Annotated in this window: 12 protein-coding genes; 6 read left to right on the forward strand and 6 right to left on the reverse strand. The window is 54.5% G+C overall.

Annotated elements, in window-relative coordinates; translation table 11 throughout:
- Positions 1–324: 324 nt before the first annotated feature.
- The gene (locus tag PYW49_RS03910) at positions 325–1,860 is read left to right on the forward strand and encodes a methyl-accepting chemotaxis protein (RefSeq protein WP_320385740.1); all 1,536 of its coding nucleotides are present in this window, start codon (positions 325–327) and stop codon (positions 1,858–1,860) included.
- 435 nt (positions 1,861–2,295) lie between these two features.
- On the forward strand, positions 2,296–3,792 hold the full coding sequence (gene ansP, locus PYW49_RS03915) for an L-asparagine permease (protein WP_320385741.1): 1,497 nt from the start codon (positions 2,296–2,298) through the stop codon (positions 3,790–3,792).
- Positions 3,793–3,883: 91 nt separating this feature from the next.
- On the opposite strand, the gene yncE is transcribed toward ansP, so the two are convergent.
- A complete protein-coding gene (gene yncE, locus PYW49_RS03920) occupies positions 3,884–4,945 on the reverse strand; it encodes a 7-bladed beta-propeller protein YncE (protein ID WP_320385742.1) in 1,062 nt (353 codons plus the stop codon).
- 243 nt (positions 4,946–5,188) lie between these two features.
- Between yncE and pqqU the strand changes: the two genes are divergently transcribed.
- A complete protein-coding gene (gene pqqU / locus PYW49_RS03925; RefSeq protein WP_320385743.1) occupies positions 5,189–7,303 on the forward strand; it encodes a TonB-dependent receptor PqqU in 2,115 nt (704 codons plus the stop codon).
- A gap of 119 nt (positions 7,304–7,422) precedes the next feature.
- On the opposite strand, the gene PYW49_RS03930 is transcribed toward pqqU, so the two are convergent.
- The 3 genes from PYW49_RS03930 to PYW49_RS03940 form a co-directional block, all read right to left on the reverse strand.
- On the reverse strand, positions 7,423–8,091 hold the full coding sequence (locus PYW49_RS03930; RefSeq protein WP_320385744.1) for a GntR family transcriptional regulator: 669 nt from the start codon (positions 8,089–8,091) through the stop codon (positions 7,423–7,425).
- Positions 8,092–8,345: 254 nt separating this feature from the next.
- A complete protein-coding gene (locus PYW49_RS03935) occupies positions 8,346–9,386 on the reverse strand; it encodes an NADP-dependent oxidoreductase (RefSeq protein WP_320385745.1) in 1,041 nt (346 codons plus the stop codon).
- Positions 9,387–9,451: 65 nt separating this feature from the next.
- A complete protein-coding gene (locus PYW49_RS03940) occupies positions 9,452–10,027 on the reverse strand; it encodes a helix-turn-helix domain-containing protein (protein WP_008501301.1) in 576 nt (191 codons plus the stop codon).
- Between the two features lie 146 nt (positions 10,028–10,173).
- Between PYW49_RS03940 and PYW49_RS03945 the strand changes: the two genes are divergently transcribed.
- Together PYW49_RS03945 and PYW49_RS03950 are read left to right on the forward strand one after the other, a co-directional pair.
- Positions 10,174–10,692 carry a GNAT family N-acetyltransferase gene (locus PYW49_RS03945; RefSeq protein ID WP_320385746.1) on the forward strand — a complete coding sequence of 173 codons (519 nt, stop codon included), beginning with the start codon at positions 10,174–10,176 and terminating at the stop codon, positions 10,690–10,692.
- On the forward strand, positions 10,689–11,138 hold the full coding sequence (locus tag PYW49_RS03950; protein ID WP_134350464.1) for a DMT family transporter: 450 nt from the start codon (positions 10,689–10,691) through the stop codon (positions 11,136–11,138). Before PYW49_RS03945 ends, PYW49_RS03950 begins: the two co-directional genes overlap by 4 nt.
- 3 nt (positions 11,139–11,141) lie before the next feature.
- Here PYW49_RS03950 and PYW49_RS03955 read toward each other — a convergent pair whose 3' ends face one another.
- Together PYW49_RS03955 and PYW49_RS03960 are read right to left on the reverse strand one after the other, a co-directional pair.
- Entirely contained in the window at positions 11,142–11,375 is a 234-nt protein-coding gene (locus PYW49_RS03955; protein WP_134350465.1) for a YdcY family protein, read from the reverse strand.
- 96 nt (positions 11,376–11,471) lie between these two features.
- Complete coding sequence (locus PYW49_RS03960) at positions 11,472–13,070, reverse strand: ABC transporter substrate-binding protein (protein ID WP_320385747.1); 1,599 nt, start codon at positions 13,068–13,070, stop codon at positions 11,472–11,474.
- A gap of 283 nt (positions 13,071–13,353) precedes the next feature.
- On the opposite strand from PYW49_RS03960, the gene PYW49_RS03965 reads away from it, so the two are divergent.
- A complete protein-coding gene (locus PYW49_RS03965) occupies positions 13,354–14,694 on the forward strand; it encodes an SrfA family protein (protein ID WP_320385748.1) in 1,341 nt (446 codons plus the stop codon).
- The last annotated feature ends 4 nt before the right edge of the window (positions 14,695–14,698 follow it).

The raw sequence follows: 14,698 nt of genomic DNA on the forward strand, positions 1-14,698 counted from the left end.
AAAAACTGACCAAATAATAGCGTTTTCATCCTGTTAACGAAACGCTATTTCAGCATGGCAATTTTCCCGGGGAGGCGATCTCCCACTTTCAGTTTGGCTTATGTCATTTATTTACAGTGATTCGAAAAAACGCCCCTGAAAATATTTTCATTTTTATTACATTCGATAGAATTAACAAATTAAAAATAATGAACACCAGGTATTTCGGACAATCTAAATTTCAGGGAGAATAGGCAACAGACAGTTATAAAAATAATCACATTAATCTTACCTGAGCGTTTTCCGGGTGTTTTTTTATTCTTGCACATCATCATGGAGTTACTCATGAGGCGTAACACTCCCGTTACACAAAACGAGTATTTGCTTAACGATGGTTCGACGCTAATGTCGACCACCGATACAAAAAGTCATATTACTTATGCCAATTCCGCTTTTATTGAAGCCAGCGGATATAAAGAAGAGCATCTTCTGGGTGAACCGCATAACCTCATCCGCCATCCCGACATGCCTGCCGAGGCGTTCGGGGACATGTGGTTTACCCTACAACAAGGTGGAACCTGGACGGGGATGGTGAAAAACCGTCGTCATGATGGCGATCACTACTGGGTACGGGCTAACGTGACGCCGGTCTGGCAGGATGAAACTCTGACGGGCTATATTTCCGTGCGAAATATTCCTTCACGGGAAGAGATCGCGGCCAGTGAAAAACTGTATGAGAAAGTACGTAATAACGAATTAAAACATTACCGTTTTTATAAGGGACTGTTAGTTCGACGCGGTTTATTTTCTTTTATGTCGCTTTTTAAATGTCTTAGCACTGGCAAACGAATCCATCTCGGTATTGCGGCGACAGCGTTACTCTCCTGTCTGGCGGTATATTTATTCTCTGATAGTCGCGTTCAGGCCGGCAGTCTGGTACTGCTGTTTTCTGCCCTCGCCTGTTATCTTCATGCGCAGATCGCCCGGCCGGTAAAATCCATCGTGCAACAGATGCAGCGTGTGGTTTCAGGGCGTAAAACAACCTATTACCATTTTGACAGGATCGATGACGTCGGGCTGATGATGCGCCTGGTGAATCAGTCTGGTTTAAACCTCAATTCGCTGGTGGACGACGTCGGGGCGCAAATCAGCGGTATTAGCACCATCAGCCAGCAGGTCGCGAAAGAAGGTGCAGCGCTGCAGACGCGTTCAGAAGAGACTGCAGACTTTCTGCAGCAAACCGCATCAGCGGTAGAAGAGATCGCCAGCGCGGTGCAGCAGACGGCGGAAACCGCGAAAGAAGCCATCGAGATGGCGGATCGCACCCGCGCCAGCGCCCGCTGCGGTGAAGCGATGATGAAAGAGACCATCGGTATGATGCAGTCCGTATCGCAGGATAATAGCCAGATCGTCGATATTATCAGCGTTATCGATCGTATTGCCTTTCAGACCAATATTCTTGCGCTGAATGCTGCCGTTGAAGCGGCACGCGCCGGTGAAGCCGGACGCGGATTTGCCGTGGTGGCGGCTGAGGTGCGCAATCTCGCGCAGCACTCGGCGACGGCGGCGAAAGAGATCAAAGCGCTGATTGAGAAAAACGTTTCCAGCGTCAACGCGGGCGTGGAGAAGGTGGAACAGACCGAAACGCAGCTGACGGTCATGATCGACAACGTTCTGCAGGTCTCCTCCCTTATTAAGGAGATCGGCCACGCCACGCAGGAGCAAACCCAGGCGCTGACGCTCATTAACGCATCCATCTCCCGTATCGGCGCAATGACCCAAAACAATACGGGAATGGTGGATAACGTCACTCACGCCGCAAATCACCTGACGCAGCGCACGACGCGCCTGCAACAGGCGATTGCCGTTTTTGGCGGTTAGCCGTTCTGTTTTTTGAAGCCTGGCGTCTATTTTTGTGAGTTATCGCAGAGCCATCGCCAGTCTGTTACCGCTTTCAGGTTACAGGCGGATGCTCTGCGGCAGTCAAAATCTTTACCACCTTGTAATTATTAAGCGAATCTGATGATTTAATAATCAACCCCGCGATTGTTTTGTCTAAAAACTCACCATGATTCAGCGTGTTGTGATCGCCGTCTGCTCTGACCACACGATTTCCTTCGACGCACATCACTTTCGGCACGGTTAAATTTTGCGTCGCTTATGAATTGCAGGTAGGATGCCTCGCCATGTTCGCCTTATCCATACGCAGAATGACTGGGAAGGCGACATGTGTTTGCGCAGACGCAATCGTTTGTATTGCTTTCTGCCAGGCAGGACTATCACGATAATGGTTCAGACAGGCAAACAGGTAACTCAATGAAAACAAGCAATAAAAGCGCAGCCGATCATCATGCTGCTAAACGTCGCTGGTTGAACTCCCACGAAGAGGGCTACCACAAAGCGATGGGCAACCGTCAGGTTCAAATGATCGCCATCGGCGGCGCTATCGGAACGGGTCTGTTTTTAGGTGCGGGTGCACGTCTGCAGATGGCTGGCCCGGCTCTCGCCCTGGTCTATCTGGTGTGCGGGATCTTCTCTTTCTTCATACTACGCGCGCTGGGCGAACTGGTACTGCATCGTCCTTCCAGCGGAAGCTTCGTCTCTTACGCCCGTGAATTCCTTGGTGAAAAAGCGGCCTACGTTGCGGGCTGGATGTACTTCGTCAACTGGGCGATGACCGGTATCGTCGATATCACCGCTGTTGCGCTATATATGCACTACTGGGGCGCGTTTGGCGATGTGCCGCAGTGGGTCTTTGCGCTTGGTGCGCTGGCGATTGTCGGCACCATGAACATGATCGGCGTGAAGTGGTTCGCGGAGATGGAGTTCTGGTTTGCGCTGGTAAAAGTGCTGGCCATCGTGGTGTTCCTGGTCGTGGGTACCGTCTTCCTCGGCAGCGGTAAGTCGCTGGATGGCAATGCCACTGGCTTCCATCTGATAACCGATAACGGCGGCTTCTTCCCGCACGGTCTGCTGCCTGCGCTGGTGCTGGTTCAGGGCGTCGTGTTCGCCTTTGCCTCCATCGAACTGGTGGGTACCGCGGCAGGCGAATGTAAAGATCCGCAGACGATGGTGCCAAAAGCCATCAACAGCGTGATCTGGCGTATCGGTCTGTTCTACGTGGGTTCTGTGGTACTGCTGGTGCTGCTGCTGCCGTGGACCGCTTATCAGGCGGGTCAAAGTCCGTTCGTCACCTTCTTCTCTAAGCTGGGCGTACCTTATGTAGGCAGTATCATGAATATCGTGGTGCTGACGGCGGCGCTCTCCAGCCTGAACTCCGGCCTTTACTCTACCGGTCGTATCCTGCGCTCCATGTCCATGGGCGGTTCTGCGCCGAAGTTCATGTCGAAGATGAGCAAGCAGCAGGTTCCTTACGCGGGTATTCTGGCGACGCTGGTGGTGTATGTCTTTGGCGTGTTCCTGAACTATCTGGTTCCGTCCCGGGTGTTTGAGATCGTGCTGAACGTTGCCGCGCTGGGCATTATCGCATCCTGGGCCTTTATCGTGGTCTGCCAGATGCGTCTGCGCAAAGCCATTAAAGAGGGCAAAGCCGCTGATGTGAGCTTCAAGATGCCGGGTGCACCGGTGACGTCATGGCTCACCCTGCTCTTCCTGTTCAGCGTGCTGGTGCTGATGGCGTTCGACTACCCGAACGGCACCTACACCATCGCGACCATTCCGCTGCTGGCCGTGCTGCTGATTGCCGGCTGGTTTGGCGTGCGTAAACGCGTTCACGAAATCCACAGTACCGCGCCGGTTCATCCTGATGATGAAAAGCACGACGCGCCGCTGGTAGAAGAGACCTCGCGTTAATAAAAAAGCCGGGTGGCGGCTTCGCCTTACCCGGCCTACATTTCACGGTTTTTAGGCCCGGCAGGCGGCAGCGCCACCGGGCAACCCCATACTAGAGCACGATACGAATCACATCGTCAGGCTGGGTGGCTTCCTGCTGGCGGGTGGATTTTTGTTTCACCGTCACGTACAGGGTTTTGCCATCCGCTGAGAGCGCCAGGCTGTTCGGGAAGACCGGCGTGTCGAAGGTTTTGGTGACCTTATACGATTTCGCGTCAATCACGCTCACTTTTCCAGCTTCACGGTGCGTCACATAGGCTTCATTGCGGGCCGGGTTAAACAGGACGGCCAGTGATTCCGGCGCGGCGATTTTCTCGATCACGCTGCCATCTTTCAGGCTCACGACCAATACTTCCGGCTGTTTTGAATCGGTCAGGAACGCGCGCTGACCGGCAGTGTCGAGGCTCAGATTCAGGTAGAAGTGCTCTTTCCCGTCATCCTGCACCTTTTTACGGCTGATAATTTTGTTGCTGGCCGTATCAATCGTCACCAGCTCGCCGTCCGCATTCGTGGTATAGAGACGTTTCGCCTGCGCGTCCAGCGCCAGGCCAGTGCCGTACGTACCGGTATTGATAATGGTCTCTTTCAGCTTCAGCGTTGTGCCATCAACTACCCAAATCACGCTCTCTTTCCCTACGCCCGTGATGTAAACGGTGTGGGTGCTGTCGTCAGCCACCAGCTGGCGCGGCTGCAGCGGTTTGACGGTGTCACTACGCTGACGTCCATCCAGTACCAGTCGCCCTTTTACGTCACCCGTTTTTGCGTCAATGGCCGTTACCGCGCCGTTGAGGGTGTTACCGAACCACAGCGTCTGGCTCCCGCTGTCAAGAGTGGCACCAAAGGGTTTGAGATCGCTATGAATCGCCTGCGTTACGTCCAGCGTGACCGGATCGAGACGATAGACAACGCCACCCTTGTCGGTTTTACGGCTTTGCGACGTTGCCACCCACAGCGCATTCTCCTGCTGACTCACCGCCATTTCATACGCCCCTTTACCCACCGCTTTGCGCAGCACCTCTTCGGCGGCATGCACCTGGAACGATCCGGCAAACAGTAAAGTGGCAGACAGCAGCGACACGCTCAGACGCGGCGAGCACAGATGACGTAAAGACATAACAATTCCTTTTCTTAAAAAGAGGGTTTTCTGCTGACATCACTTCCGGCAGGCAACGTCATGGCATCGCCTTTTGATAATGAGAATAATAATCATTAATGAAGGAAATGTGGAGTTTTTCTTTCCCGCTTCGCCTTTCATTAACGCAATGTGCGGTTATAGTTTTCAAAACATTTACAAAACCTTTAACATGTATGGACATGTTCCATTTGGTTCGTTTATACACCACAACCGGTTTTATTCATGAAAATCATTTCTGCCCGTAAGGCTTCTCTCCCGCTGCTGCTGGTTCCCGTTATTTTTGCGCCGCTTAGCGCGATGAGCGCGGAAGAACAAACCATGATCGTCAGCGCCACGCCGCAAACCGTATCTGAACTGGATACCCCGGCAGCGGTCAGCGTCGTTAATGGCGATGATATGCGCCAGGCCACGCCTCGCATCAACCTGTCTGAATCCCTTGGCAGCGTCCCGGGGCTGCAAATTCAGAACCGTCAGAACTATGCCCAGGATCTCCAGCTGTCGATGCGCGGGTTTGGTGCCCGCTCAACCTTCGGCGTGCGCGGTATCCGTATGTACGTCGACGGTATTCCGGCCACCATGCCGGACGGACAGGGCCAGACCTCCAACATCGATCTCTCCAGCGTGGAGAGCGTCGAAGTGCTGCGCGGTCCCTTCTCTGCCCTGTACGGCAACGCCTCTGGCGGCGTGATTAACATCATTACCCAGACCGGGCAGCAGCCGCCGACCATTGAAGCCAGCAGCTATTACGGCAGTTACGGGACCTGGCGCTACGGCATGAAAGCCACCGGCGCGATGGGTGATGGTACCCACGCGGGCGATGTGGATTACACCGTTTCTACCACCCGCTTCACCACCAAAGGTTTTCGCGACCATAGCGGCGCGCGTAAGAACCTTGCCAACGCCAAACTGGGCGTGCGGATTGATGACGTCAGCAAGCTGACGCTTATCTTTAACAGCGTGGACATGAAGGCCAACGACCCGGGCGGACTGGACTATCAGGAGTGGCGGGACAACCCGCGCCAGTCTCCGCGTGGCGATCAGTACAACACGCGTAAGACCATCAAACAGACCCAGGCCGGTCTGCGCTACGACCGCCAGCTCAGCGCGCAGGACGATCTCAGCGTGATGATGTACGCCGGTGAGCGTGAAATGACACAGTACCAGTCGATTCCCTACCAGCCGCAGCTGAAACCCTCCCACTCCGGCGGGGTGATTGATATGCAGCGCCATTATCAGGGCATTGATACCCGCTGGACGCACCGTGGCGAGCTGCTGGTGCCGGTCACCTTTACCACCGGTCTGAACTACGAAAACCTGAGCGAAGATCGTCGCGGATACGAGAACTTCGTGATGAACAACGGCGTGCCGGATTACGGCGTAAAAGGTGACAAACGTCGAAACGAACGTAACCTGATGTGGAACGTCGATCCTTATCTGCAAACGAGCTGGCAGCTGACGCAGAAACTGTCGGTGGATGCGGGGGTGCGCTACAGCTCGGTCTGGTTCGATTCCAACGATCGTTACGTTACGCCGGGCAATGGCGATGACAGCGGCGACGCAAGCTATCACAAATGGCTCCCGGCCGGTTCCGTGAAGTATGCCGTGACGGACGCGTGGAACCTGTACGCCGCCGCAGGGCGTGGCTTTGAAACGCCAACCATCAATGAACTCTCCTACCGTGCCGACAACCAGGGCGGTTTGAATATGGGCCTGAAGCCGTCCACCAACAACACCTATGAAGTGGGCAGCAAAACCCGCATCGGCAATGGTCTGCTGACCGCAGCCCTGTTCCGCACCGATACGGATGATGAGATCGTGGTAGATGCCAGTTCCGGCGGGCGTACCAGCTATAAAAATGCCGGTAAAACCCGTCGTCAGGGGGTGGAAGTCTCCCTCGACCAGCAGTTTGCTGAGAACTGGAAGCTGAAGCTGGCGTGGACGTATCTGGACGCTACCTATCGCACCAACGTATGCGGCGACGCAGACTGCAACGGTAACCGTATGCCGGGCATCGCCCGCAACATGGGTTACGCCTCGTTTGGCTGGCAGCCTGAAGAAGGCTGGTACGCGGGCTCAGACGTGCGCTATATGAGCGATATCATGGCCGACGACGAGAATACGGCGAAAGCCCCGTCGTATACCGTGGTCGGGCTGAATACCGGGTATAAATTCAACTATGGCAACTGGGGCATGGACGTCTTTGGTCGCGTCGATAACCTGTTCGACAAAGAGTACGTCGGCTCAGTTATTGTCAACGAATCCAACGGGCGTTATTACGAACCTGCACCTGGCCGTAACTACGGCGTCGGGCTGTCGGTCTCTTATCGCTTCGAGTAAGCAAAAACAAAAGTTTATTTTATAAAGAAAATAACCCTCCTGATGGCATTAAACCATCAGGAGTTATTCACCAGATAAATAATTAGGTGCGGTATATAGTCGCTCTGTTAAATAATCTCTTAGTTAAAATATTGTCGCTGTAAAAGAGAATTCGCTTCATCAATCAACCGATCAATTGCCTTCTGGCAGGCATCAACATCTCTTCGCTCAAGGGCGGAAAGGAGTTCGTCATAGTGATATGTCGACGATTTGATGTCGTTAAGCTCCTGGTGCAGATAGTTCATACAAGGCCCGATGCGCACCCAGAGTTGTTCAATTAACGCGTTAAGCGTGGGCATTTCCGCATACTGATACAGCGTAAACCGGAAGACGCGATTCGCATGAAGCGCCTGCTGAACGTTTCCGTTGCGCATGGCTTCATGGAATACCTCTGACATTTTGCGCAATGCCTCCAGCTTGCCGTCTGACATATTCTGGCACGCGGCGGCGACCGCCATCGGCTCAAGTTGTTTTCGGATGGCGTTAATCTCGTTATACCGCTCCAGCGTCACCTCCGGAACCAGAAATGCCTGCGCTGGCGTGGCGTGTAACGCCCCTGATGACACCAGGCGCAAAAGCGCCTCGCGAACCGGGGTAATACTGGTCCCTAATTTATCGGCGATCTCTTTCGTAATCAGTCGTGCCCCAGGTTTGAGTGAGCCTGTAATTAACGCTCCTTTCAAACTGAGTTCAACTTGCATGGTAAGACTGATCCTTTGGGCTTTTTCTAAGTGATCCAAATCAAGCATGTTCAATTCCTGTAGCTAAAACTTAATGCTATTTTTAAACGCCAGTTTTAATAAAACGACGCTGGTCCGATATATCCTGTATCGTCATGCCTGGTGGTGGGAAGTACATAAAAACATCAAAAAAAGCAAAGTTTGTTTTTTATCGGTTTCGCGCTCATCCGTGATGAGGGCGCGAAATGCCATGTCCATTAATTAAAGACAATATATCGTATCTTCACAAATAAATATGGCGGGAAACCCCGCCATAGTACTGTTTATTTATTGTCACTCGCGACGCGAATCACGACTTTGCCGAAGTTACGCCCTTCAAGCAGGCCAATCAGCGCCTCAGGCGCGTTCTCCAGCCCGTCCGTGACCTGTTCACGATAGTGAATTTTACCTTCCCGCACCCAGCGCCCCATCTCTTCCTGGAACTCTTCAATGCGGTGCCCGTAGTCCTGGCCGATAATAAAGCCCTGCATACGAATGCGTTTCTTCAGAATGGTCGCCATCAGGAGCGGCAGGCGATCCGGCCCTTCAGGCAGGCCCGTCGCATTGTAGCCGCTCACCAGACCACAAACCGGCACGCGGGCGGAGGTATTCAGCAGCGGCAGAACGGCATCAAATACTTTTCCGCCGACGTTTTCATAATAAACGTCAATTCCTTTCGGGCAGGCGTGTTTCAGCTGTTCGGCAAAATCCGCCGCATGGTGGTCCAGACACAGGTCAAACCCGAGAACCTCAACGGCATGGCGGCATTTTTCAGCACCACCGGCGACGCCGACCACCCGGCAACCTTTGATTTTGCCGATCTGCCCAACGGTCGCGCCCACCGGGCCCGTTGCCGCGGCAACCACCAGCGTTTCACCCGCTTTGGGTTGCCCGATATCCAGCAGCCCCATATAGGCAGTAAAGCCCGGCATGCCCAGAATACCCAGCGCCCAGGAAGGATGAGACGGATTTTCGCCGAGCTTCACCAGGCCGCTGCCGTCTGAAAGTTCATACTCCTGCCAGCCGCTGTAGCCCAGCACCCACTCACCCGGTTTGAAATCGGGATGACGGGATTGCTCAACGCGGCTGACCGTGCCCCCCACCATCACCGCACCCAGCTCTACCGGAGGCGAATAGGATGGCGCATCGCTCATGCGGCCCCGCATGTAAGGGTCCAGCGACAGCCAGACGGTACGAAGCAAAAGCTGCCCCTCAACAGGTGCTGGAACAGGCTGCGTTTCCAGACGAAAATTTTCCGCAACCGGCGCACCCTGTGGACGAGAGGCCAGTACCCAGCGGCGATTTTGCGAAACAGATTGATTCATCGGGATCTCCTTCTGGTACAAATGTCATTACAGCCTGGCTCACGATCGGCGTTATCGCATTAGCATTACGAGCCAGACTGGTTAAGCCGTACAACCAGATAGATACAGGTTTCATTCGTTTCGTTGATGAACCGGCAGTCATTTGGCGGCCCCAGCTCGAGACAGTCTCCGGCGTGCATCTCGTGGCGCGTATCGCCCTCCTGAAACACCAGCTCACCGGACTGCAGCCAGATAAGCTGACGTGCCAGCGCATAAGAAGAGGCAGGCATCGGAACATCGCTGCCCGCAGGCAGTTCAACCTGAACAAGGTCGATGGGCAAATCGGTGCGGGGAGAAACATGGCGGCGGAGGTAGTGCGTCTGCGGGTCGCGCCAGACGGGCTGGTTTGCCAGGCGCAGCAGCTTGCCTTCCTGCATCTCGGCCCGGGCAATCAGCGTGGACATGCTGATGCCAAACGCCCCTGACAGGCGGGCAAGCAAGGTGGCTGTCGGGCTACTGTCCCCGCGCTCTATCTTGTGGATCATGGCGCGGGAGACGCCTGCCCGGTCAGCAAGCTCGCTCAGGGACCAGCCGCGAGACTCGCGTTCAAGGCGAATTCTTGCGCTAATCCGTTGATTCATTGTGTCTGTTATGGTGTTCATGACGTCATACTATAGTGTATGAACGGCATTTCAATGGGCTTTTGATAACAAAAAAATATGGCTTATGCCGTAGCGATCGGGTGATGCAGTTGTGTAATATCGTAGCTACAACGTAATACTATAGTGAACAACACAGAGGTTTAATCATGATCGTTCGTCACGCCTGCAAAGAAGACTGCGCAGCGATAGGAGAGATCTACAACCACGCGGTGCTTCATACTGCCGCCATCTGGAACGATAAAACCGTTGATACCGACAACCGAATCGCCTGGTTTGAGGCGCGCACGCTCGCGGGTTACCCGGTTCTGGTGAGTGAAGAAGACGGCGCAATCACCGGTTACGCCTCTTTCGGCGACTGGCGCGCCTTCGATGGTTTTCGCCATACGGTAGAGCATTCAGTCTATGTCCACCCGGCTCATCAGGGCAAAGGCATTGGCCGCACGTTGATGAAGGCGTTGATCATCGAAGCTCGTCAGATCGGCAAACATGTCATGGTGGCGGGAATTGAAGCGCAAAACCAGGCCTCGATTCATCTCCATGAAACGCTCGGTTTTGTGACAACGGGGCAAATGCCGCAGGTTGGAACCAAATTTGGCCGCTGGCTGGACTTAACGTTTATGCAGCTGCAGCTGGACGAGCGCAGCGACCCGGACGCCATCCCATGAATCAGTCACTGACGCTGGCGTTTCTGGTGGCAGCGGGGATCGGTCTGGTGGTGCAAAACACCTTAATGGTGCGCATCACCCAGTCCTCCTCCACTATTCTTATCGCGATGCTGCTGAATTCCCTGGTGGGCATTGTGCTGTTTGTCAGCATACTGCTGCTGAAACAGGGCCTCGCCGGGTTTAGCGAGCTGGGCGCAACAATACGCTGGTGGACGCTTATCCCGGGGCTGCTGGGGTCGTTTTTCGTGTTTGCCAGTATCAGTGGGTATCAGAACGTTGGCGCGGCGACGACCATCGCCGTGCTGGTGGCAAGCCAGCTCATCGGCGGGCTGGTGATGGACGTGCTGAGAAGTAATGGTATTCCGCTGCGCGCTTTGATCGGCCCGGTATGCGGCGCGGTGATGCTGGTCGTCGGTGCCTGGCTGGTGGCGCGACGCCAGTTTTGATCGCTAGAGGATTGAGCCACCTTTGGTCAACTGTTCGTGGCGCGCGTCCATCTCTTCTTTATGCTGCTTACCGTGGTGCGAAATCGCGGTCCGCAGGCGCTGCTGCTGGATGTAGCGTTCATCGCGGCTCAGCTCAGCGTCATCGCTCAGTTCAATCAGCAGTTCATTCATGTGGGTGATGACGCCCTCGTCAATCGCGGCATCCACACGGGCGATAACTTCATTTAAATGTGACATTGTCACTCCTTGAGAATTGCCGGGTGGCGGCTACGCCTTACCCGGCCTACAGGGGGAACCGTAGGCCCGGTAAGCGCAGCGCCACCGGGCATAAGATCAGTTCAGCTTCGCTTTCGAGAAATCGCTGCCCATCAGGCTCACGCTGTACCCGGTTACGTTGCTGCGGGTCGCATAGAACGTTTTGCCGTTTGCCAGCGCGATCCAAGGCGCCTGCTGGTAGAAAATCTCCTGCGCCTGGCCGTAGAGTTTCGCACGCTCAGCCGGGTTGCTGGTCAGCTTCGCTTTTTGCACCAGACCATCATAACCCTTATCACACCAGCGCGCGGCGTTTGAACCGGTTTTAATGCTGTTGCAGCCCAGCAGCACATCGGCAAAGTTGTCCGGATCGCCGTTATCGGACATCCAGCCAAACAGCGCGGAGTCATGTTCGCCTTTACGCATTCCGGAGAGGTATTCGCCCCACTCGTAGGAGACAATTTTGGCCTTCACGCCAACTTTGGCCCAGTCGCTCTGAATCATCTCCGCGATACGACGCGAGTTAGGATTATACGGACGCTGAACCGGCATTGACCACAGCGTGACTTCCGCGCCCTTCTCCAGCCCGGCCTGCTTCAGCAGCGCTTTCGCTTTTTCAGGATCGTAGCTGTAGTCCTTCAAATCTTTATTAAAGCCCAGCATATTTGGCGGGATCGGCGATTTTGCCACCGTACCCGATCCCATAAAGACCGCATTAACAATAGCCTTTTTGTCGGTCGCGTAGTTAAGCGCCTGGCGCACCAGCACGTTATCAAACGGTTTTTTCTCGGTGTTGAACGCCAGATAACCCACGTTCAGCGCATCTACTGAGTGCAGCGTCAGGTCTTTATTGTTCTTGATAACATCGAACTGCACCGGGGATGGCGCGGGAATAATCTGGCATTCGTTGGTCTGCAGCTTCGCCAGACGGGTTTCCACATTTGGCGTGATGGAGAAGATGAGATGCTTCGTTGGAACCGCGCCGTCCCAGTAGTTCGGGTTAGCGACATAGCGAATCAACGAATCCACTTTGTACTGCTGGAGTACATAAGGTCCGGTACTAATCGGCCAGGTATCAACGTTCTCAGGCGTGCCCTTTTTCAGCATCGCGTCGGCGTATTCAGCGGAAAGAATGGAGGCGAAATCCATCCCCCAGTCGGCCAGGAACGCGGCGTTGGGCTCGCTGAGGGTGAACTGAACGTGGTAATCATCAACCTTTTTAACGTCCTGAATCAGCTTATCGAGGCCGACATCGTTGAAGTATTCGTAGTTGCCCTGCGAAACGTTGTGGTACGGGTGTTTAGGGTCTTTCTGACGCATGACCGAGAAAATAACGTCATCGGCGTTAAAATCGCGCGTCGGTTTGAAGTATTTGTTGCTGTTGAACTTCACCCCTTTGCGCAGGGTAAAGGTATACGTCTTGCCGTCCGGTGAAATCATCCAGGACTCCGCCAGCGACGGGACCGGGGTGTTTTTCACCGGGTCGAAATTGATCAGGCGGTTATATAGCACCTGTGAGCTGGCCACAAAAGATGGGCCAGAGCTGGCAATTTGCGGGTTGAACGACTCGGGGGACGCTTCAGAACAGTAAATAAGGGTGTCGTTGTTTGCCGCCCATGCGGCACCGGCTGGTAAAAGCGCGCTCAGCGCGAGGGCGAGCAGTGTTTTCCCTGTAGACATGGTTATAACCCTGACAGTTTTATTATATAGAACCGTAATAACAGCACAGGCGTTATGACCTGGCAAATAACGAAACACTATCAGGTTATTCTAAAGCCGCGTTTTTTGCTGGTTTTACAGCCAGCCCCCAAAATGATGATTTGCCTTAAGTGCCATTATCCGTCAAGCACAACCGTCACTTTCTATGCCGCAAGAAATCGGCCCTTTTAGCGTCTCTTCCTCCGTTTGTTTGACGCCCTATTTCGTTAAAGTAACGGTGTGAAGAAGTATATGGGATCAAATCGTGGCAAAAACTCTTTTACGTACCGGTAATCTGGATGACTTTCAGGCCGTTGGCGGCGGCGGACAAGCCGTTTTTGAATCAGCGTTACAAATCCGGGAAGCGCTCCGGTTGCGCAAACAACAGGCCATTGTCGACTGTCTGGCTATTCCTCAGGTCAACGACAGCGGCGACCGCGTGGACTGGTATTCCCCTGTTGAAGGGAGCGTAACGAGCTGGAAAGCGGCCGATGAAGATGACCGCTATCGCGCCCTGCGCTACCTGGAGAACACGCTAGCCAGCGTCGAGTCGCTAAGCAAGAAATGCCTGCAGTCGCCCAAAACCGCGCAACAGCTTTTTGGCTCTCTGCTGTCGAAGGCGTTTCAGTTCCCGGGGGAAAACTTCCTCTTCCTGGTGGACGGAAAGCCGGTCATCAGCTTCTGGGGGTTTGTAAACCTGAATGAAAATGCGCGCGACGATGTTCTCGACTGCCTGCGTGAATCGCTGATCCCCGAGCCTGCCCCCGTTGTCATTGAGGATCCGGAACCCGAGCCAGAACCTGAACCGGTGATGACCTTTGAGCACGCTGACGAGCCGCTGGTCGCCCCTTCCACGGTGGTGCGCATTACGCCGGAGGATCTGTATGAACCCGAACCAGCTCCCGTCGTTGCGCAACCCGTTCAGGAACCGGCCCCGGCAATTGTCGCGAAAAAGCGCCGTATCCCCCTGTGGACGCTGCCGGTTGCCGCCGTGATTGTCGCCGCCATTGCCGCACCGCTGCTGTGGCCAAAACAGGCGCCTTCCGCAGAGCCCGCGCCGGTACCCGTCCCTCAGCCCGTGGAGATTGCGCCAAAGCCGATCAAAGCGGTTGAGCCGCTGGCCATGAACTTACCGCTGCATCAGGCAGAAGTCGTAGCGAGCAAAGAAAAAGAACCGGCTCCGGCACCACAGCCTGCTCCGGTGGTAATTGTCGCCATCCCGAAAGATGCCATGGTGATGGAAGCGAATCAGGTGAAAGCGGGATCCACGCGTTTCCTGAATGGAACCTGGCGCGCCATCCTCGATGTGAAAGATCCGGTGACCGGCAAGCCGCCGTCGCTGCGCTACCAGATCCAGAACAATAAAGGCTTCGCCCGCGTTGTCCACGGCGACAACGTTGTCTGCCGCGTGGAAGTGTTCTCCGGGCTGCACAGCAATGGCGAGCTGATGATTAAGAGTCGCGGTCATGCCCGCTGCACCGACGGTTCCCGCTACCCGATGCCGGAGATTGCCTGTAAAGCAGGCACCAGCGATATCGCAGAATGTCGCGCCCGTTATGACGCAAATACCGTCGTCCCACTGACGTTCAAGAAAGCAGGTGCCTGATTCT

Origin of the sequence: Enterobacter chinensis (genome assembly GCF_034008295.1) — a bacterium.
Classification (GTDB): Bacteria; Pseudomonadota; Gammaproteobacteria; order Enterobacterales; family Enterobacteriaceae; genus Enterobacter; species Enterobacter chinensis.

Excerpts from the sequence above, each read along its gene's own strand:
- PYW49_RS03955 (WP_134350465.1), bottom strand. The coding sequence starts at position 11,375 with ATGTCACATTTAAATGAAGTTATCGCCCGTGTGGATGCCGCGATTGAC.
- PYW49_RS03940 (WP_008501301.1), bottom strand. The coding sequence starts at position 10,027 with ATGAACACCATAACAGACACAATGAATCAACGGATTAGCGCAAGAATT.
- PYW49_RS03950 (WP_134350464.1), top strand. The coding sequence starts at position 10,689 with ATGAATCAGTCACTGACGCTGGCGTTTCTGGTGGCAGCGGGGATCGGT.
- PYW49_RS03910 (WP_320385740.1), top strand. The coding sequence starts at position 325 with ATGAGGCGTAACACTCCCGTTACACAAAACGAGTATTTGCTTAACGAT.
- yncE (WP_320385742.1), bottom strand. The coding sequence starts at position 4,945 with ATGTCTTTACGTCATCTGTGCTCGCCGCGTCTGAGCGTGTCGCTGCTG.
- PYW49_RS03930 (WP_320385744.1), bottom strand. The coding sequence starts at position 8,091 with ATGCTTGATTTGGATCACTTAGAAAAAGCCCAAAGGATCAGTCTTACC.
- PYW49_RS03960 (WP_320385747.1), bottom strand. The coding sequence starts at position 13,070 with ATGTCTACAGGGAAAACACTGCTCGCCCTCGCGCTGAGCGCGCTTTTA.
- PYW49_RS03935 (WP_320385745.1), bottom strand. The coding sequence starts at position 9,386 with ATGAATCAATCTGTTTCGCAAAATCGCCGCTGGGTACTGGCCTCTCGT.
- ansP (WP_320385741.1), top strand. The coding sequence starts at position 2,296 with ATGAAAACAAGCAATAAAAGCGCAGCCGATCATCATGCTGCTAAACGT.
- pqqU (WP_320385743.1), top strand. The coding sequence starts at position 5,189 with ATGAAAATCATTTCTGCCCGTAAGGCTTCTCTCCCGCTGCTGCTGGTT.
- PYW49_RS03945 (WP_320385746.1), top strand. The coding sequence starts at position 10,174 with ATGATCGTTCGTCACGCCTGCAAAGAAGACTGCGCAGCGATAGGAGAG.